Raw genomic sequence first — 17,598 nt, 5'->3', positions numbered from 1 at the left:
GAACCAGGACGAATTTGTTCCCGTTATGACCGAATCGGAAGATTCTGTCCCATATAAGAAAAGGCGGATCCTGAAAAAAGACCCGCCTTCCGACCGTTATTGCTGTTGCTGGTCTTGGAAATCCTTGCGATTTCCGAAATCGTCCCCGCGGTCCTGATTTCCTTGGTTTCGGTTCCGGTTTCTGTCCTGGTAATCCCGCCGGTTTCCACGATCCTCGTTTCCTCGATCCTGTTTTTCGGCACGATTCCCGCGATCTTCCCCTTTTTCCTGACCTTGACCTCTTTCCTGGCGATCTCCGCGATCCCGATCGAAATTTCTATCGCCCCCACGGTTGCGATTGTCCCTTTCTCCACGGTCGTTTTTATCATGACCACCACCGTTAGAGTTCGCCTTGGTAAAGATCATTTTTCCCGCGGCGGTCTGGATGATGGAAGTAACGGTTACTTTGACTTCTTTGCCGACCAGGTGGCCTCCGTTTTCTATGACCACCATAGTACCGTCTTCCAAATAACCGATTCCTTGGTTCTCGTCCTTTCCTTCCTTGATGACTTGGATCGCAAGTTCTTCTCCCGGAAGAACGACAGGCTTAAGCGCGTTAGCGAGCGTATTCAGATTCAAGACCTTTACGCCTTGCAATTCGGCGACTTTGTTCAGATTGAAATCGTTGGTTACAATTTTTCCACCGGTATCCCGAGCCAATTTGATCAACTTCGCGTCGACTTCTCGGGTATCTGAATAGTCCTTGTAGGTAATTTTTACTTCTATCGATCCTTTCCGCTGAAGTTTATTCAGCATTTCTAATCCTCGTCTTCCTCGAGCCCGTTTGATAGGGTCGGAAGAATCGCTGATCAATTGGATCTCACGTAAAACGAAATTCGGCAGAATCAACGGACCGTCGATAAAATGAGTATCCGCAATATCCAAAATCCGACCGTCGATGACTACGGAAGTATCTAGAATTTTATCGCGAACTTCATCCTTATTGATTACTCCCACTCCGAAAGGATCCATTCCTTGCGGACCGCCGGTACCACCGCCAAAAATGGCAAGGCCAGGTTCTTTTGCGAAAGCCTTTCCGATTCTCGCTCCCAATAATCCTAAAATCAGATACAGCGCTAAATTCAATTCCTCGAACCGTACGATGGTTCCGAGAAACCAAGCTAGAGAAAACCCTAGGAGAATTCCGATTCCGACGCAGAAAAGTACGTCGGCACGAAACTTAGGAAATAATTTTGCTTCTCCAAATAAAAGTACGAGAGAAACCACGAGAACCAGTCCAGCAAGAGAACCGGCAAGAACCCAATCTTGGGTCTGCTTCTGCGTCACAAAAAACGACAGAGAAGAAAGGAGGATAGCCGTAAGGCCTTTGTATAGGTAACCCATAACCCAAATCCTTCAAATAATAGACTCGAGTTTTATTCGGAATTATTCTTCGTCGGCCGCCACAGCTACTTTATCGCCGGTGGCGAAAGAGCTGGCCAACACGTCGGATACGAGGTTTCCCGCTTCTTCTTGAGAAACTCCCTTACTTAGGGCCACTTCCATTTTTACTAGGTTGTACGCGCTTTCGTACAACTTGCGTTCCATAATGGAAAGTTCCTTACCGTTCGCTCTGCGAAATAAATTTCGACAGACATCCGCTACTTCGAAAATCGAACCAGACTTAATCTTATTCAGGTTGTTTTGGTACCTGATTTTCCAATCCTCTTCCGTATCGATCTCATCTTTCTTGAGTAAATTGATGACTTTCTTGATATCCTTCTTGTCGATGATGGGCCGGATCCCGACCTGCTTCGCCTTATCAACGGGGATCATCACTTTCATCTTGCTACCCTGGATCTCCATGACGTAGCATTCTTTCTTCTTACCCAGGATAACTTTTTTAGCGATTTCGGTAATTTCACCAACACCGTGGATCGGATATACGACGTAGTCTCCCACGCCATGATCGTAGCCAGATTGTTTCTTTTTGCTAGCCAATTAGTTATTAAGACTTCCGTTAAAACTCTGCCTAGAAATATAGCAAATTTTAGCCGGAAGTCAAGGAAAAAAAGGGTTTTGACCGATTCCGTTCCTTTCGGATCTTTTCGGATCTTTTCGGAAAAAGTTCCGAATTATAATCTTGTTTTGTGGATTCTAGAGCCGTGGAAAATCGGGTCGTTTAGAGGTTTTACGGAGTCCAAAGCCCGAGCGGCTTCCGCCGGATCGTAAAAATACCCGATAAAAAGTTCCCCCTGACCCGATCTGAATATCCTTCCTTGGAATTCCGGCCTAGCTCGGAGTAATTTTTTTCCGACTTCCATCGCTTCCAACGAATCACTCGTAGGTATGGAAATAAAAAAATTCTCAAGGTCCGGCTTTGCGGGAAATTTTAACCCGCTTCCCAAAGTAGGGGACGGCTTCCGAATCGTAGCGGATTCCGATTCTGTTCCGTTTTGGATCTGTCCCGAATTTTCCCGCTCTTCAGGGGATTCGGACCGAACGTTTTTGTTGGATTTTCCGGCATTATAGAAGGACCGAGTTTCATTTTGGGAAAACGCCTGCTCTTTTTGGTCCAAGCGAAGGCCGACAACGACTCCTCCGGTGAATAGGGAGATCGCACCGATCAAAACCAGAAAAACGGACCGCGAACTTGGAAAAGATCGGATCGGAGAAGAGGAGCCCCTTACATATTGAATCGTTTGGACGGTCGGCTGCGAATCCGAAGTTCTTCCCGGAGATGCGGTTCTAGTCCCCGTTTGCTTCAGTCTGCGGGAATAATCTATATTTTGCATGATTGATCTCGACCTTAGGCGGAATCTACGATGTCCGTTTCTAGTATCGGTCGATTTTGCGACGAATCTTCGCAAAAATCCGTAAGGGAAGTCCCGGAGGAAATAAAAAAGGCCGGTGAATACCGGCCTTTCCTTTCGAAGATAGATTTCTTCTACCCGACGAGGTACAGTAGCGGGAATAGGTAAATCCAGATCAAGTCGACGACGTGCCAAAACAGACCTACGCCTTCTACAGGTGTGTAATATTCCGGTCCCACCTTATTTCGAAGTACCTTCAGGAGTACCCAGAAAATCAGACAAGCGCCTGCGAGAACGTGCAAACCATGAATACCGCTCATTACGAAGTAGAATCCGAAGAACAACGGCCAGTTATGGGTATCGTTCAACAAACGAAGGTGTTTGTATTCCTCCTCGTCCATGTGCAGAGTGTGTTCGCGTTCCTCAGCGGAAACTTGTCCGGCCTCTTTAACGAGAGCGGCGACTTTCGTAGTGGAACGAGTTTCGTCCGTGTAAGCGTATTTTCCGGGAACCGTACCCACATGAAATTTGTGTGTGTATTCGAAATACTTCACTACCATGAAGATCAACGCGCATACGATCGTTACTGCAAGAGCAATGATCGCTTTTAGGCGCAGTCCGCGCTGGACGAAATTGATTCCCAAGGCCATCGTAAACGAACTGAACAACAGCACTACCGTGTTAACGGCACCCAGAGTGATAGAAAGCTGTTTGCTTCCAGCATGGAAAATCTGGGGATACAGCGAATGATAAATCGAATATGCGACGAACAAGCCGCCGAACATCAGAATTTCAGTTACTAAAAAGAGCCAAATCCCCTGCTTGGAGGATTGGTATTGGTGTTCCGCGCTCTCGAAGTGATGAGCGTGGTGGAAACCCGCGTGATTAGCGGTACTCATAGGGTCCTCCCGTTACGACTGGGGTTTTGTCAAAATTTTCATGAGGCGGGGGAGAAGGAATCGTCCATTCCAGAGTTTTTCCTCCCCAAGGGTCATTTCCTGCTTTTTCACCGGCGATCAAACCGTGAATTACCGCAACTAAACCCACGATAAAACCGGTCCCGATGAGCCAGGACCCTACCGTCGACATCTGGTTCAATTCGGTAAAAGTGGGAAGATAATCGTAGTATCTACGAGGCATTCCCATTGCGCCCAAAATGAACTGAGGATAGAAAGTCACGTTAAATCCGGAAAAGATAAAGACCCAGGAAATCCTTCCTAACGTATCGTTGGTCATTTTGCCGGTTACTTTCGGGAACCAATAAATCAGGGCTCCCATAAGAGCCATTAAGGTTCCTCCCACCATCACGTAGTGGAAGTGAGCCACCACGAAATACGTGTCATGGAAGTGAATGTCCATCCCAGTGGAGGCCAGATACACTCCTGTGAGTCCTCCGATGGTGAATAGGAACATGAATCCCAATGCAAAGAGCATAGGAGCGTCCAACCGGACACTTCCGCGATACATCGTAGCGATCCAGTTGAACAGTTTGATCGCAGTAGGAACTCCCACAAGCATCGTAATTACGGAGAAAAGCAAACCGGCAAATTCGGATTGCCCCGATACGAACATATGGTGTCCCCAAACCAAGAAGGAAACTCCTGCAATCGCAAGTGAAGAATACGCGATCGCCGTATATCCGAAGATGACTTTGCGGGAAAATGTCGCGACCAATTCGGAGATTACTCCCATGGCAGGGAGAATCATGATATAAACGGCAGGGTGCGAATAAAACCAGAAGAAATGCTGGAAGAGAACTGGATCTCCGCCTAATTGCGGATCAAAAATTCCCACACCTAAGGTTTTTTCGGCCACCAAAAGCAATAAGGTGATCGCAAGAACCGGAGTGGCCAATACTTGCAGGATGGCAGTGGAATATAGAGCCCAAACCATCAATGGGATTCGAGTCATCGTGATTCCAGGGGCACGAAGTTTGTGCGTGGTAACGATGAAGTTTAGTCCCGTTAGAATGGAAGAAAATCCGATGATAAAGACCCCGAGCACCATAGGGATCACTCCCATTCCGGTTTTAATGGAAGAATAGGGAGTATAGAACGTCCAACCGGTGTCGACACGATCCATGAACAGAGTAGAGCCGGTAATCAGAGCGCCGATCATCAGCATGTACCAACTCATTAAGTTCAATCTCGGAAAAGCGACGTCTTTCGCGCCTATCATGATCGGCAGGACAAAGTTACCGAAAATGGCAGGGATTCCGGGAACGATCACCATAAACACCATGATCGCGCCATGGTAGGTCATCATTCTGTTATAGACATCCGCCGAAAACAAGGTCTTACCCGGGGTGAACAATTCCGCACGAACCAAAAGTGCGAAAATTCCTCCCAACAAAAAGAAAGACATGATGGCGATGAAATACATAATCCCGATCCGTTTGTGATCCAGAGTGGTCAACCACGACCAGATCCCTTTTTGATGGTTCAAGTAATTATGTTCGGTATGTGCGCTAGTAGCTGCGTGTGACATTGTCCGTGCTCCTATTTAAGCGTCTTAATGAATTCGATGATATCGGTCATCTGCTCGTTTGATACTCTTCCTTGGAAAGAAGGCATAGCGGGCGGAAAGCCTGCGACTATTTTGGCGGTCGGAACGAGGATGGACTGCTTAATGTATTCGTCGTCGCCCTTTCCGGTGGATCCGTCAGCGAATTCACGCTTGTTTCCATAAAGTCCTTTGAAAGAAGGACCTACGATCCGGGAACCATCCAGGGAATGGCAACTATTACAGCCTAACTCGGTATACAGCGCCTTTCCCTTGTCCGCAGGGTTTGCGTTTCCGGCATTTGCCGCAGCCGCTTTTTGCTCGCCGATCCAAGCAGCATACTGCTCGGAATCCACCACACGAATGGTCGCCATCATGTTGGAGTGGGAAGTTCCGCAATATTCGGTACAGAATACAGTAAAATCGCCTTTTTCAATCGGCTTAAACGTAAACGTGGTCCGTCTTCCGGGAACCGCGTCCATCTTGTTACGAAAGGCAGGAACATAGAAACTGTGCAGAACGTCGTCCGAAGTGAGGATGAAACGAACAGTTTTTCCAATAGGAAGCACTACGATTCCCGGCTTCAAAAGAGTAGAATTCGCGATCTCCGGATTCAATTTATCCGAAGTAGGGCTGCTTACCTTAATGCCGTCCTTGTATTGAAAAGACCAGGCCCATTGGCGAGCAGTCACGTGAACTTCCACATCTCCGGCAACACCCACTTTTCGCAGATCGTCGAAGACCACCCACCCCCAGGCAAAGATCACCATCATGATCACAAACGGAATGAAGGACCAGAGAAATTCCGCTAATGTGTTATGAGTGATGTAAGCGCTTTTTTGGGTTTCTGACTGTCTTCTGTACCGGATGATAAAGATCGTCATCCCGCCAATCAGAATCACGAAAGAAATCAAGCCGGAGATTAGTAAGAACGCGTAAAGATAATCCACACCGGCCGCAGCTGCAGAAGCCGGAACCGGCATAAAGCTCGTGGCCGTAATAAAATGGTACCAGTTCATCGGATCGAAATCACTCCTTCCTTTATGTGTTGATATTCGAGTTTTGTTTCTTCCAAAAGCGGAATAAGAACGCTGCGAGGGCAATCATCGTAAAGAAAGCGCCGACTCGCATGATATTGTAAGCGTATAATGTATACCTATTTTTGGATGGATCAAATTGGAAGCAAAAAAGGGCGATCCGATCGCTCAAATCGCCGATTTTGCCGTTACTTGCTTCCACCAAAGAGAGTCTAAGTGTCCTCTCGTCGAACATGATCCCTTTCAAATAACGGGAAATTTTTCCTTCGGGTGTGATCACATAGGCCACGGATTCGTGAACCCACTGCTCATTTTCAGGATTCCATTTGTAGGAAAAGCCGAGACTGGACGCCAGCGCTTTGATTTCCGGATCCTTTCCGGTCAAAAAGCTCCATCCGGATCCGTCTCCGCGGCCGTAATCTTTTATGTAGGCATCCTTTTTAGGTTTGGCCAATTCGGGCTTTTCCTTAGGATCAAAACTCACCGCGACATATTTGAATTCTTTGCCGACCTGCCAATTCAGCTGCTTCAATACGTCGGAAATTCCGTTCAGATGAAAATTGCAAAGAGTCGGGCATCGGTAATAGATCAGAGTCAAAAGAAGAGGTTTTCCGTCTTCCAGATAGTCTCCGAGCTTGACCTGCTTCCCATCCTCATTCACGAAAATAAGGTTCCGATCGATGGAATCTCCCAATTTTTCCACGACTCCGACTCCCTTGAGTTCGGGAGGGACTTCATGGGGAGGGATGCGCTTTTCCGTATCGAAAGAAAAAAGGGCCGAAAAGGGGATAACCAGCGCAAAAAGCGTTGTTAAACGAAATGCGAATTTTGAAAGAATCCGGAAATCCAAGTGGAAAAACCGAAAAAACTACCGCTTCCTACTTCGCTTGTCCCGTCGTAGCCGAGGGAACGACGGTGTTGTAATCTTTTACGCCCGGATGCACGAACGAAAGATAAATGAAGTAAAGAATATTTGCGGCTAATACCACGATAAACGTCCAAAATCCTGCTTTATTGTAATGGTCGTTCTGGCTCATTGAGGAACAACTCCTAAGTCGTTAAGAGGGAAACGATTCTCGCTTTTCGTTGCAAAGCGGAATCACTCGCCAGTTTCGAAGGGGTAGGTTTTTTTTGGAAGCGTTTTTGCTCGCCTAAGAGTTTCGAGATGTTTCGGACATAAATTCGAACCCTTTTTCTTTCTTTTTCGGATTTCGAAGACAAACCGGCACCCGCCTTCCCTTTCTCCGATCCATGAGATTTAGTCTCAGAGAAGAAACAAGAATCGACCTCCAAATATCTTGCCCGTAAATGAAAGGCTCCAAGTATGGTATCTAAAGGCCTTCGGATCCGAAAATTCTATGACTACGTCGGGTTTCTCTCAAATTCGCAAATTTTCCCTTTACCTTAGTATTTATTCCTTCCTGGTTTTTTTGAACCTTTTGTACGGACCTTTAGTAAGAGCTACCGATTCCGGCCTGGCTTGTCCCGATTGGCCCCTTTGTTTCGGAAAGGTTTTTCCCGATTTCGATTTCGGTATCTTTATGGAAGTGGGTCATCGCTACTATTCGATGATTCTTGGATTCATTTTATTGGGCGGAACCGTCTGGGTTTCAGTTTCCAACGAGTTGCGTAAGCCTTTCCTAAAATATTTTCTCCTGGCGATCCTCCTCATCGCATCGCAGGCGAATCTAGGCAGACTGACCGTTACCCTTTTGCTGGATCCCACTTCGGTGAATCTTCACCTGTTAAACGCGATTCTATTCCTACTTTGCATCGTAACGGCTACGATGAAAGCCAGAGAAATGGAAACCGGTGTAATCAATCCTTCGTATTTTTCACTGAAAACCCTTTTTTCCGGCGGACAGATCGTTCTGTTCATCGGAGTGCTGGTCATTCTTCTTCAAATCGTTTTAGGAGCAAGAGTGAGTTCCCATTATGCCGGACTTGCTTGTCCTGAATTCCCGACATGTAACGGAGAATGGATTCCGAGCGTTTACGAGGAAAAAACCGCAATCCAAGTGCAACATAGATTCGGAGCGTATCTCGTCGTATTTTTCGTCTTCGTGGTAAATCTTTATGGAACTCTAAACCGATTCTCGCAAAAGATACGGAAATACGTTCGGATATCGGTAGTCCTAGTTCTTTTACAATTCCTATTAGGAATTTTGAATGTTATGTACAAATTACCCAAACTAGTGACTGCCGCCCATACCGGCGTCGCAGTCTTACTACTTTGCGCGATGTATGCCGTTTGGATTTTACGAGCCCGAGAATCGGCCGAAGGAAAGGTTTCCTAATCCTATGAACCAATTTTTTTCGGATTGGAATCTGCTGCTGAAACCTAGGGTTTCCTCTTTGGTTTTAGCTACCGCCGTTCCCGGACTGTACTTGGGTTCGCAAACTTCGCCGCCAGGAATGCTCCTATTTGCCACCTTGTTCGGAACCTTCCTAATGTCTTCTGCGTCCTTTATCTTCAATCAAGTGATCGAAAAGGATAAAGACGCCAAAATGAAACGGACTGCGAACAGACCGATTCCGGCGGGACGAATCAGTTCTCCGAAAGCGCTTGCAGTAGGTTTTATCCTGATGATTCTTTCCTTTGCGATACTCTACTATTTCGCAAATTTACTTGCGGCTCTCTGCGCGTTCTCCGCTCTGGTGGCGTACGTCTTTCTGTATACGATCCTTTTAAAACCGAGAACACACCAGAATATAGTGATCGGGGGAGTCGCAGGTTGTGTCGGGCCTTTGATCGGATACGCGGCCGCGAGTAATTCGCTCCCTCTCCCTTCTTGGATTCTTTTTCTAATGATCTTCCTCTGGACTCCGGCGCATTTCTGGGCCCTCGCGATCTTTTTAAAGGAAGACTATAGCGATGCGAATTTTCCCATGCTCCCGGTCGTAAAAGGAGTGAAAGAGACAGGCCGTTCCATTCTATTCTATACGGTCCTTTATGTCTGCTCCGTCCTCTATTTTTACTGGGCAGAACCTTCGATGGGAACTCTTTATCTGATATCGGCCATCCTACTTAGCGCCGCGATTCTGTATCTGTCCTTTAAACTCTTCCTCAATCCTGAGCCGAAATTCGCTCGCGGGTTTTTCTTTTTCAGTATCCTTCATCTATTTTTAGTCAATATTCTCATTCTCGTCGATCACGCGATTGCATAAGCGTCTTAAAAACGATGTACATCTCGGAAATTTTACCGGTAGATTCCCTCGAAATTGCGGATTTTAAGATCTATTATACAAACTATAAGAGCGAAGCCGATCTTATCGTCTATGTGACGAACTATCGCCAAGAGGCTTTGGGGAAAGAGGAGATTTGGCATTTTACCGAGTATCGTTCAGACGCAGGCGCCAAAGTGTTTGTTACGGAAAACCGGTCGGAAGCCGATCTCATCATATATCGGAGTTCCTACAAATCGGAAGCGGGCTGGACCAAAGCTCACCCTTTACGAGGTAAGCTTCATTAAGGTTTGCACCTGACGAGAGTTCCGTCTTTTCGGAAGAAGACCTTCACTTCCCACCCCTTTTCCGGGGCGTTGAAATGATAATCCAGGGAACATTCTCCTTCCTTGAGTCGACTCGGATCCCGGGGAATCCTATCCTCGGAACACCATTCCCTCTGTTTTTCGGAAGTATAAAACTTCCAGTCCCAGGGAACCAAGGGTTGGATCCCTGCGTCTAGAAAGATATTTCTAGATTGCTCCTTAGGTTGGTAGGGGCTCCCTCCCCCGTGTAATCCCACAAAGATATCCATCCTATCTCCGCGTATGTATTCCGGAGATCCCGTATCGTTGATGCAAAAATAACCGTCGTGAATCTTCCCATTTGGCATTCGGATCCGCTTTTCCCGAATTTCGGGTAAAAACGCCAATGTACCTATCGTTTTCGACTTACTGCATTGGGAAACTTTGGGTCCGAGTTTGGCGCAAAGGTCCTTAAAATTTACGGCAATCGTACGATAGGGATAAACCTGGTACCCGTAGCCAGCGCCCCATCCCCATTCTAAATCGTACGTTTCATATCTTCCGTTCCCGGCAAAATGATACTTGGTCCCGTCTTTTGCGATCCCACTCCCTTCCCACCGAACCTGTTCCAAAAAGAGAGCCGATGCCTTGCCGATCTCCCTTCCCGAAGGGGAAAGAACGGTCACAAGAGTTCCTGGATAGGCATCCTCAACGGCGAGATGATAATAGGTCGGATAATATTTCCCTAAATTGAAAACGGTCACTCTATCCAAACCTTCTCGGTCCGAAGATGTAAGCAGAAATTCCAGGGATTTCGGAGAATGGTCTTTGGGACTCTCCATCGGACGAAAACCGTCGCGATAAAAAAGCGGTTTTAGATTCTTTCTAGGATAGAGGCAGGCCCCTTTTTCGTTGTTAACCCGGATATATTCCTCATCGTCCCTGAATCCATCGATTCTTACCGCTTCTCCGTGGAACAGGCGCAGAATGAAATCCGAGTCCGGGTTTCTACATTCGCAGCCGGAAACGGAACGAAGGCATAAGATCTTCGCGAATTGAATCTGCGGGCTTTGAGAGAAGAGGGGGAAAATCGAAACGATCGCGAGTCCGACCGTGAGAAAGGCCAAAATCCCGTCCCTACGTCCTGTAGGGAACGGGATAGTCTTGCGGGGGAAAGCCAACTTACGGGTTGCCTTCTCCTTCCCCTGAATTGCCTGAATTTCCCCAAGGGAAAAGAGAACCTTGGTTCGGCGCCGGAGTAGATTCCGGTCCGGACATCGGCGCAGCAGGACGAGGGGTCGCCGCCGGCTTCTTAGCTGCGACTTTCTTTTTGACCGCTTTCTTGGCGACTTTCTTTTTCGCCGGTTTAACGACCTTTTTCTTAGCTACTTTCTTTTTGGCCGCCTTTTTCTTCGGGGCCGCTTTCTTCTTTGCTTTCTTCTTAGCTACCATGGGAGATACTCCTTGTGTCGCGGGGAATCCTTCCGTAATTCCTCTAACAAATTTCCACTCCTATTGCCTCGACCCAAAAGAGTAAAATCTTTTTTGCTTTTCTATCGTTAAAGCATGCTAAACGATTCTTATTTTCTTAATGCTACCTTCAATTCGTTCCTAAAGAAAAGTTCAAATGACTCAGACTTTCCTCAGGATTGCGAATCCGACGCCTTACTAAGAAGGCTTTTACGAATCCTTTGCCCTTTACTTCTATATTTCCTCGTTCGACGAGCTCGAAATCGGAACGAATCGCCTCTGCAGTCGATTCCGTAACCTGAATTTCCCCTGGAACCCCGTGGGATTCCATGCGACTCGCTAGATTCACGGCATCACCCCAGATATCATAGATGAATTTCTTGGTTCCGATCACGCCTGCGACCACTGGTCCTGTGTTGATTCCTATCCTCATACGAAGTCCCATTCTCGATTTTTTCAGTTTGAATCGGGATAAGATCTCTTTCATATCCCAGGCCATGTGCGCTACTAGCAATGGATGATCCTTTTCCGGAACAGGAAGTCCTCCTACGGCCATATACGCGTCTCCGATCGTCTTGATCTTTTCCAAACGGTATTTTTCGGCCAAAATATCGAAATGGGAGAAGATTTGGTTTAAAATCCGAACGACGGATTCCGGTTTCATTTTCGAAGAAAGTCGGGTAAAACCGACGATATCCGCGAATAAAATCGAGACGTCCGGATAGCTTTCGGCGATCAAACCGGCATTTTGTTTGAGTTCCGCAGCGATAGAAGGGGGAAGAACGTTTAAAAGCAGTTTTTCCGCGCGGTCCTGTTCGTGTCGGACTCTTTCGTACGCTTCCGCGATTTCCACTCTAGCTTGTTCGTTTTCGGCGAGTGTCGTTCTTACCTTTCCTAGAACGAGATTGTAACGTTCCGCGATCTGTCCCACTTCCGTAAAAGGTTCTACCGGAACGTCTTTCGCCAAATCTCCGGTCTTTCTCTGATAATCCATGGCCAAAAAAAGATCGATGAGTTCCGTCGTCGCGTTGTGTTCCGATATATTCAGGCCTAGACGCTCCTCTTCCCCGTCCACTCTTAGCGGGAAAATCCGGTTCAAAGCCCAGAAGACCAAAAAAGAAATTCCGAAAGAAAAGATTCCTATGCTCAGAATTCCTACGAGCTGCGCGATTATGAGGGAAAACCTTCCGATTTCCGTTTCCATTGCCGATAGATCTCCGAAGAAACCTACGGCCAAGGTTCCCCAAATTCCTCCGATCAAATGCACGGGAACAGCTCCGACGGCATCGTCGATTTTCAACTTTTCCAGGAGCAGCTCGGAAGGATAGATCAGAAGTCCCGCAATCGAACCTACGATCGCGGATTGGAAAGGAGTCAGACAATCCGCACCGGCAGTCACGGCAACCAGACCGATCAGAGAACCGTTCAGAGGAGCAGTCGGCTCCGGAAAACCTTTGATCCCCCATGCGATCATCATCGCAACTATCATGGAAAAACCGGAAGAAACCACTGTGTTCAGAATGATTCCCGGAACTTTCCCGTCGAAGGACAAAGTGCTTCCTCCGTTAAATCCCATCCAGCCGAACCAGAGTAAGATTCCGCCCAGCATCGCCATCGGAAGGTTGCTACCTGTAACCTGCATTGGCGCGGAATCTTTCGGGAACCTTCCGATCCTAGGGCCGACTACCGTTAAAAGAGCAAGCGAAACCCATCCGCCTACGCTATGAACCAATGTGGATCCCGCAAAATCGTGAAAGCCTATCTTCGAAAGCCATCCGTTCTTTTGCTCCAAGATTCCGGCTCCCCAACTCCAATGCCCTACGATCGGATAGATGAATCCGGAGATCAGAGCAGTTGCCAACATATAAGAACTGAATTTCAGTCTCTCGGCGACCGCCCCGGAAACGATGGTGGCCGACGTTCCGCAGAATACTAATTGGAAGATAAAAAACGTGGGTGCCCACGCGTCTCCCGGTTGAAAATCGGGAAAGAAAAGAGAAGTTCCGAATACGCTGTTCCAAGAGGTTCCGAACATAAGGCCGAAACCGAAAGAGTAGAAAAGAAGAGTCGCCACCCCGAAATCCGCGACGTTCTTAATGGCGACGTTGATCGAATTCTTGGCACGAGTAAGTCCGGACTCTAGGACTAAAAATCCGCCCTGCATGATTAGAACCAAACCCGAGCAGACCAAAACCCATAAAATATCCAATAAACTCTTTTCTGTCGGCATGAAGGCTCCTGTTCCTAAAAAGATCGAGTGGGAAAACTGTCTTCTTTCCTATTCCTAGTATCGGAAAAGGCCAGAAGAAATCCGCTTTTCAAAGAATCGACTAGGACTCGGTTACTTGTCGAAATCGCTTTTCGTTTTTCTAACAACAGTGTTGTCCTGCGAAAAAGTGCGGAAAACCCTCCAAACCTAAGGAAGATAACGAACGTTATTTTTTTCGAACGTAACGCCCGTTCTGCAAACTCTGTCTCTCTGGGCCTAAAGCACCCCGTTGAAAGACGAAAAAAGCCTTTCCCTCCAAATAGGATGTTTTAAACAGGGATTATATCTAAAAAAACCTAGACGTTGGTATAATTTCATGAGGGAAATCAAAACCGTAACCGTCCTTGGCGCGAATGGAACTATGGGCGCCGGATCTGCCGCAATTGTAGCCGCCTTTGGAAAGGCGAAGGTCCATATGTTGGCTCGGGATGTGAATAAAGCGAAAGAAGGTATCGAAAAAGCGGTAGCTTCCGTCAAGACGGACACGATTCGTCCGCGTTTGATTCCCGGTTCCTACGACCAAGACCTGGAAAAAGCGGTTTCCGAATCGGATTGGGTATTCGAACTCGTCGCCGAAAGTTACGAAGTAAAAGAACCGATCAACAAACGAATCGCCAAAGCCCGTAAACCCGGAACGATCGTATCAACTGTCTCTTCCGGACTTTCCATCGCTCGTTTGGCGGACGCCTTTGACGAAGACGGAAAAAAACATTATTACGGAACCCACTTCTTCAATCCTCCTTATAAGATGATTCTTTGCGAACTCGTTACGCACAAAGGCAACGACAAAAAAGTAACGAAGAAATTGGGAGAGTATTTGGAAAAAACCCTCGGTCGTGCCGTCGTTTATACGAACGATACTCCCGCCTTCGCAGGAAATAGGATCGGATTCCAATTGATTAACGAAGTCGCCCAAAAAGCGGAAGAATATTCCGACAAGGGCGGGATCGCCCTGATGGATGCGATCATGAGCGGATACACCGGTAGGGCGATGGCTCCTCTGGACACCGCGGACTTTGTGGGCTTGGATGTTCATAAAGCGATTGTAGACAATCTCTACGAGATGACCAAGGACGCGGCTCATTCAACTTTCAAACTTCCCGGTTATTTCCAAAAACTCATCGATCGGGGCGATCTAGGTCGCAAGTCCGGACAAGGACTATTTAAGATGACCAAGACTCCCGACGGAAAAAAAGAGAAACTATATTACGATATCAAGGGAGACCTTTATGTTCCCGTTCCCAAGTTCGATATTCCGTTCATAAAGGAAGCGAACCGGAGGATCGGAGAGGCCGATTACGTCGGAGCCATGAACATAGTCAAAGAAGCCAAAGGCTTGGAAGCGGATCTCGCACGCTATTTCATCGCGCGCTATGTCAGCTACTCTCTCTCTATCGTAGGAGAGGTCGTAGATTCAAAAGAGATGGCGGACCTTGCCATGGGTACCGGATTCAACTGGGCTCCCGCTTCGGCATTCGTCGATTTTCTAGGCGGTCCCAAAGAAGCCATCAGTCTAATTACCAAGGCAAAACTTCCCGTACCGGATGTTTTGGCCAAAGCGAAAGCCGGGAAATCTTTCTACCAACTGAAGGATATCCTGGATGCTCGTTCTCTTTTTAAAGGATAATCGGGGAGGAGAAATTCTATGAAAGATACCGTTTACGTACTCGGCGGAGAGCAAACCGACTTCCAAAGAAACTGGACCAAGGAAGGAAAAACCTTTATGTCCATGTTCCGGGAAGCGATCCAAGACGGATTAGAAAAAGTCGGCCTTACCCCGGACGAGATCAAAAAACTGAATAAACAGAACCGGATCGGAGTTTTCGTAGGAAACTTCGACGCAGAACAGTATGCCACCCAAGGCCATTTGGGCGCTTTTTTAACCGAAGTGGATCCCTGTTTTTACGGAGTTCCCGGTGCGCGTTACGAAGCGGCTTGTGCTTCCGGTTCCGTCGCGCTCGACGCGGCCCAAACCAAACTTCGTGCGAAGGATTACGACGTCGCAATCGTAGTCGGATTAGAAATCATGAAAACGGTTTCTTCTTCCGTGGGCGGAGACTTTCTAGGAACTGCCGCTTATTACGAAAAGGAAGCGAGAGGAGTCCAATTCCCTTTCCCTAAATTATTCGGAAAGCTCGCAGACGTTATTTTAGAAAGATATAAACTGGAAGAAAAACGTTTTATGGGAGCGTTGGCCGAAATCTCGAAGATCAATTACGCGAATGCGAAACGCAACCCGAAAGCACAAACCCGTTCCTGGTTTATGAATCGAGAGCACGCGGACGCGAGAGGCGGTTCCTTCAACATGGCTGTAGGCGGACGTCTTTGCATCACGGATTGTTCTCAAGTCACCGACGGAGCCGCAGTGGTAGTTCTTGCGAATAAGAATTATGCGGAAGAGTTTGCGAAGAAAAAGGGAACAAAGCTTTCCGCTTATCCTAAGATCAAAGGTTGGGGACATAGAGTAGCACCCATCACCTTCGAAGCGAAAGTCGCAGAATCCAAAGGGGAAAAATGGATTCTTCCCTGGACTCGCCAGACCGTAAAAGACGCTTACGATCGTGCGGGAATGGGCACCAAAGACATAGACGTCTTCGAAACCCACGACTGCTTCACTTCCTCGGAATACGCAGCCATTTCCGCCTTCGGAATCAGCCAACCGGGCAAGGAACACGAGGCGATCGAAGACGGAGTGATCGCTTTCGACGGGAAGAAACCGATCAACACTTCCGGCGGATTAATCGGAGCTGGTCACCCCGTAGGTGCATCCGGAGTCCGAATGATGCTCGACTTGTACAAACAGGTTACGGAAACCGCAGGGGATTATCAGATCGGGGGAGCAAAGAACGGCTTGATGTTGAACATCGGCGGTTCGGCGACCACCAATTACGTGTTCATCCTCGGAAAATAAAAAATTCCAATAAAAAAGGATGGAAAAGCCCGGGATCTCCGGGCTTTTTTATTTCAAACGAAAGAGGTTGTTGAATGGGTCTACGCAATTCTAAGGATTGGAATCGTTTTTTATTAAGGTTCTTTATCGCTTTTGGATTCTGGGAAGTGGCTTCCGTTCCTTTGAGAACTTTACTTTTTTCCATCTTTTACTACGACCCGCTTTATCATTTCTTTTTCATTCCCGTCACGGAGGTCCTCTGGATAGGACCCATCGCAGCGGATTTGATCCAAGTGTTCTTTCTCGGGATATTGATCACTTTGACGAGGGCCAATCTTCCGATCGGAATCGTCGGAGGAATTCTAGTCGGTTTTTCCTTTTCGATCGCCGCCTTCGCCGCTCCGACTCTTTCTGTCCTACATTTAACTCGCGCCGTACCGACGCAGATCGCTTGGCTTTGGGTTTTGTACCAATCGATTCTGGTGCTGGTAGCAAGTCTGATTTATTCCTATTCCTCGGAAGACGAAGAACTTTCGTAAAATTCCCCGGATTCCCGACCGAAACGAGACTTTCGAAGGAGTAAATACGTTGCAACCTGGGTCATACTAAAACCGGTATGAATCAAGTAAGGAATTTCTGTTTTTTGCTCGGGATTCTGACAGTCCTTTCATTCAGCTCCACCGTCAGTTCCGAAGAAATAGAAAACGTACCTCTTTATACGTTATCCCAAGAAAGAAAAACGCTCTATAACGAGCTGCCGAATTTAGGACCAGGCGATTTTTTAATACTGAACTTTACGAGTTCTTTTTGCATACCTTGTAAGGAGGAAGTCCCCAGACTGCTTTCTTTGGTCGATACTTGGACTCGATCGGGACGATCCTCCGGAAAACTGGTCCTTTGGATCGTTTTTTTAGAAGATACGAGGGAGAGCGCCCAAGCTGCAGCCAAGGATTTAAAAATAGGAAATCGGGCTGAAGTCTTATACGACACATTGAACACCAGTATGCGAAGACTCAGATTTTCCGGAACTCCGACTAGTTACGTTGTAAACGGAGATCGCCAAATCCTGTTCAAAGGATCCGGTTACTCCGAGGAAAATTGGAATCGTATGTTGTCCGCACTCGGAGCCAAAAGGTAATGATCGTGCTTCGAAACAAATCATATAAAT

Annotated in this window: 18 protein-coding genes; 7 read left to right on the top strand and 11 right to left on the bottom strand. The window is 47.3% G+C overall.

Annotation, left to right across the window (positions count from 1 at the left end; genetic code table 11):
* Positions 1 to 96: 96 nt before the first annotated feature.
* From EHO60_RS06300 to EHO60_RS17100, 8 genes are all read right to left on the bottom strand, one after another.
* A complete protein-coding gene (locus EHO60_RS06300; RefSeq protein WP_135767298.1) occupies positions 97 to 1,383 on the bottom strand; it encodes a PIN/TRAM domain-containing protein in 1,287 nt (428 codons plus the stop codon).
* Between the two features lie 42 nt (positions 1,384 to 1,425).
* Complete coding sequence (locus EHO60_RS06295; protein WP_135767297.1) at positions 1,426 to 1,980, bottom strand: CarD family transcriptional regulator; 555 nt, start codon at positions 1,978 to 1,980, stop codon at positions 1,426 to 1,428.
* 134 nt (positions 1,981 to 2,114) lie between these two features.
* Entirely contained in the window at positions 2,115 to 2,774 is a 660-nt protein-coding gene (locus tag EHO60_RS06290; RefSeq protein WP_135767296.1) for a hypothetical protein, read from the bottom strand.
* A 152-nt stretch (positions 2,775 to 2,926) separates the two neighbouring features.
* A complete protein-coding gene (locus EHO60_RS06285) occupies positions 2,927 to 3,691 on the bottom strand; it encodes a cytochrome c oxidase subunit 3 family protein (protein ID WP_135767295.1) in 765 nt (254 codons plus the stop codon).
* The gene (gene ctaD, locus EHO60_RS06280) at positions 3,678 to 5,279 is read right to left on the bottom strand and encodes a cytochrome c oxidase subunit I (RefSeq protein WP_135767294.1); all 1,602 of its coding nucleotides are present in this window, start codon (positions 5,277 to 5,279) and stop codon (positions 3,678 to 3,680) included. The genes EHO60_RS06285 and ctaD overlap by 14 nt, the downstream gene beginning before the upstream one ends.
* A gap of 11 nt (positions 5,280 to 5,290) precedes the next feature.
* Positions 5,291 to 6,313, bottom strand: coding sequence for a cytochrome c oxidase subunit II (gene coxB / locus EHO60_RS06275; protein WP_135767293.1), 1,023 nt, complete (start codon positions 6,311 to 6,313; stop codon positions 5,291 to 5,293).
* A gap of 22 nt (positions 6,314 to 6,335) precedes the next feature.
* Complete coding sequence (locus EHO60_RS06270) at positions 6,336 to 7,169, bottom strand: SCO family protein (RefSeq protein WP_425460284.1); 834 nt, start codon at positions 7,167 to 7,169, stop codon at positions 6,336 to 6,338.
* Between the two features lie 40 nt (positions 7,170 to 7,209).
* Positions 7,210 to 7,368: a hypothetical protein gene (locus tag EHO60_RS17100; protein WP_167880159.1), complete on the bottom strand. Its 159-nt coding sequence runs from the start codon at positions 7,366 to 7,368 to the stop codon at positions 7,210 to 7,212.
* Between the two features lie 321 nt (positions 7,369 to 7,689).
* Here EHO60_RS17100 and EHO60_RS06265 point away from each other — a divergent pair, with 321 nt between their 5' ends.
* The 3 genes from EHO60_RS06265 to EHO60_RS06255 are packed head-to-tail and all read left to right on the top strand — an operon-like array spanning position 7,690 to position 9,804.
* Positions 7,690 to 8,628, top strand: coding sequence for a COX15/CtaA family protein (locus tag EHO60_RS06265; RefSeq protein WP_135767291.1), 939 nt, complete (start codon positions 7,690 to 7,692; stop codon positions 8,626 to 8,628).
* Between the two features lie 4 nt (positions 8,629 to 8,632).
* Positions 8,633 to 9,499, top strand: coding sequence for a heme o synthase (gene cyoE / locus EHO60_RS06260; RefSeq protein ID WP_246028159.1), 867 nt, complete (start codon positions 8,633 to 8,635; stop codon positions 9,497 to 9,499).
* A gap of 14 nt (positions 9,500 to 9,513) precedes the next feature.
* Entirely contained in the window at positions 9,514 to 9,804 is a 291-nt protein-coding gene (locus tag EHO60_RS06255) for a 7(1) septoil knot domain-containing protein (protein ID WP_135767289.1), read from the top strand.
* On the opposite strand, the gene EHO60_RS06250 is transcribed toward EHO60_RS06255, so the two are convergent.
* The 3 genes from EHO60_RS06250 to amt all read right to left on the bottom strand — a co-directional run bounded on the left by EHO60_RS06250 (position 9,801) and on the right by amt (position 13,501).
* On the bottom strand, positions 9,801 to 10,982 hold the full coding sequence (locus tag EHO60_RS06250) for an RlpA-like double-psi beta-barrel domain-containing protein (protein ID WP_135767288.1): 1,182 nt from the start codon (positions 10,980 to 10,982) through the stop codon (positions 9,801 to 9,803). The genes EHO60_RS06255 and EHO60_RS06250 overlap by 4 nt on opposite strands.
* A gap of 1 nt (position 10,983) precedes the next feature.
* Positions 10,984 to 11,253, bottom strand: a complete 270-nt coding sequence (locus EHO60_RS17200) for a hypothetical protein (protein WP_210409321.1) — start codon at positions 11,251 to 11,253, stop codon at positions 10,984 to 10,986.
* Between the two features lie 148 nt (positions 11,254 to 11,401).
* Positions 11,402 to 13,501 carry an ammonium transporter gene (gene amt / locus EHO60_RS06240; protein ID WP_135767287.1) on the bottom strand — a complete coding sequence of 700 codons (2,100 nt, stop codon included), beginning with the start codon at positions 13,499 to 13,501 and terminating at the stop codon, positions 11,402 to 11,404.
* 355 nt (positions 13,502 to 13,856) lie between these two features.
* Between amt and EHO60_RS06235 the strand changes: the two genes are divergently transcribed.
* The 4 genes from EHO60_RS06235 (at position 13,857) to EHO60_RS06220 (ending at position 17,568) form a co-directional block, all read left to right on the top strand.
* The gene (locus EHO60_RS06235; RefSeq protein WP_135767286.1) at positions 13,857 to 15,167 is read left to right on the top strand and encodes a 3-hydroxyacyl-CoA dehydrogenase family protein; all 1,311 of its coding nucleotides are present in this window, start codon (positions 13,857 to 13,859) and stop codon (positions 15,165 to 15,167) included.
* A gap of 18 nt (positions 15,168 to 15,185) precedes the next feature.
* A complete protein-coding gene (locus EHO60_RS06230) occupies positions 15,186 to 16,451 on the top strand; it encodes an acetyl-CoA acetyltransferase (protein ID WP_135767285.1) in 1,266 nt (421 codons plus the stop codon).
* Positions 16,452 to 16,525: 74 nt separating this feature from the next.
* Positions 16,526 to 16,969, top strand: coding sequence for a hypothetical protein (locus EHO60_RS06225; protein WP_135767284.1), 444 nt, complete (start codon positions 16,526 to 16,528; stop codon positions 16,967 to 16,969).
* 77 nt (positions 16,970 to 17,046) lie between these two features.
* Complete coding sequence (locus EHO60_RS06220; protein WP_135767283.1) at positions 17,047 to 17,568, top strand: TlpA family protein disulfide reductase; 522 nt, start codon at positions 17,047 to 17,049, stop codon at positions 17,566 to 17,568.
* Positions 17,569 to 17,598 lie beyond the last annotated feature (30 nt).

This window comes from Leptospira fletcheri (assembly GCF_004769195.1).
Classification (GTDB): domain Bacteria; phylum Spirochaetota; class Leptospiria; order Leptospirales; family Leptospiraceae; genus Leptospira_B; species Leptospira_B fletcheri.
Note: the sequence above shows the minus strand (reverse complement) of the source record. Positions and strands in the feature narration are given on the sequence as shown.

Excerpts from the sequence above, each read along its gene's own strand:
- EHO60_RS06300 (WP_135767298.1), bottom strand. The coding sequence starts at position 1,383 with ATGGGTTACCTATACAAAGGCCTTACGGCTATCCTCCTTTCTTCTCTG.
- EHO60_RS06290 (WP_135767296.1), bottom strand. The coding sequence starts at position 2,774 with ATGCAAAATATAGATTATTCCCGCAGACTGAAGCAAACGGGGACTAGA.
- EHO60_RS06285 (WP_135767295.1), bottom strand. The coding sequence starts at position 3,691 with ATGAGTACCGCTAATCACGCGGGTTTCCACCACGCTCATCACTTCGAG.
- ctaD (WP_135767294.1), bottom strand. The coding sequence starts at position 5,279 with ATGTCACACGCAGCTACTAGCGCACATACCGAACATAATTACTTGAAC.
- coxB (WP_135767293.1), bottom strand. The coding sequence starts at position 6,313 with ATGAACTGGTACCATTTTATTACGGCCACGAGCTTTATGCCGGTTCCG.
- EHO60_RS17100 (WP_167880159.1), bottom strand. The coding sequence starts at position 7,368 with ATGAGCCAGAACGACCATTACAATAAAGCAGGATTTTGGACGTTTATC.
- EHO60_RS06265 (WP_135767291.1), top strand. The coding sequence starts at position 7,690 with ATGACTACGTCGGGTTTCTCTCAAATTCGCAAATTTTCCCTTTACCTT.
- cyoE (WP_246028159.1), top strand. The coding sequence starts at position 8,633 with ATGAACCAATTTTTTTCGGATTGGAATCTGCTGCTGAAACCTAGGGTT.
- EHO60_RS06255 (WP_135767289.1), top strand. The coding sequence starts at position 9,514 with ATGTACATCTCGGAAATTTTACCGGTAGATTCCCTCGAAATTGCGGAT.
- EHO60_RS17200 (WP_210409321.1), bottom strand. The coding sequence starts at position 11,253 with ATGGTAGCTAAGAAGAAAGCAAAGAAGAAAGCGGCCCCGAAGAAAAAG.
- amt (WP_135767287.1), bottom strand. The coding sequence starts at position 13,501 with ATGCCGACAGAAAAGAGTTTATTGGATATTTTATGGGTTTTGGTCTGC.
- EHO60_RS06235 (WP_135767286.1), top strand. The coding sequence starts at position 13,857 with ATGAGGGAAATCAAAACCGTAACCGTCCTTGGCGCGAATGGAACTATG.
- EHO60_RS06230 (WP_135767285.1), top strand. The coding sequence starts at position 15,186 with ATGAAAGATACCGTTTACGTACTCGGCGGAGAGCAAACCGACTTCCAA.
- EHO60_RS06225 (WP_135767284.1), top strand. The coding sequence starts at position 16,526 with ATGGGTCTACGCAATTCTAAGGATTGGAATCGTTTTTTATTAAGGTTC.
- EHO60_RS06220 (WP_135767283.1), top strand. The coding sequence starts at position 17,047 with ATGAATCAAGTAAGGAATTTCTGTTTTTTGCTCGGGATTCTGACAGTC.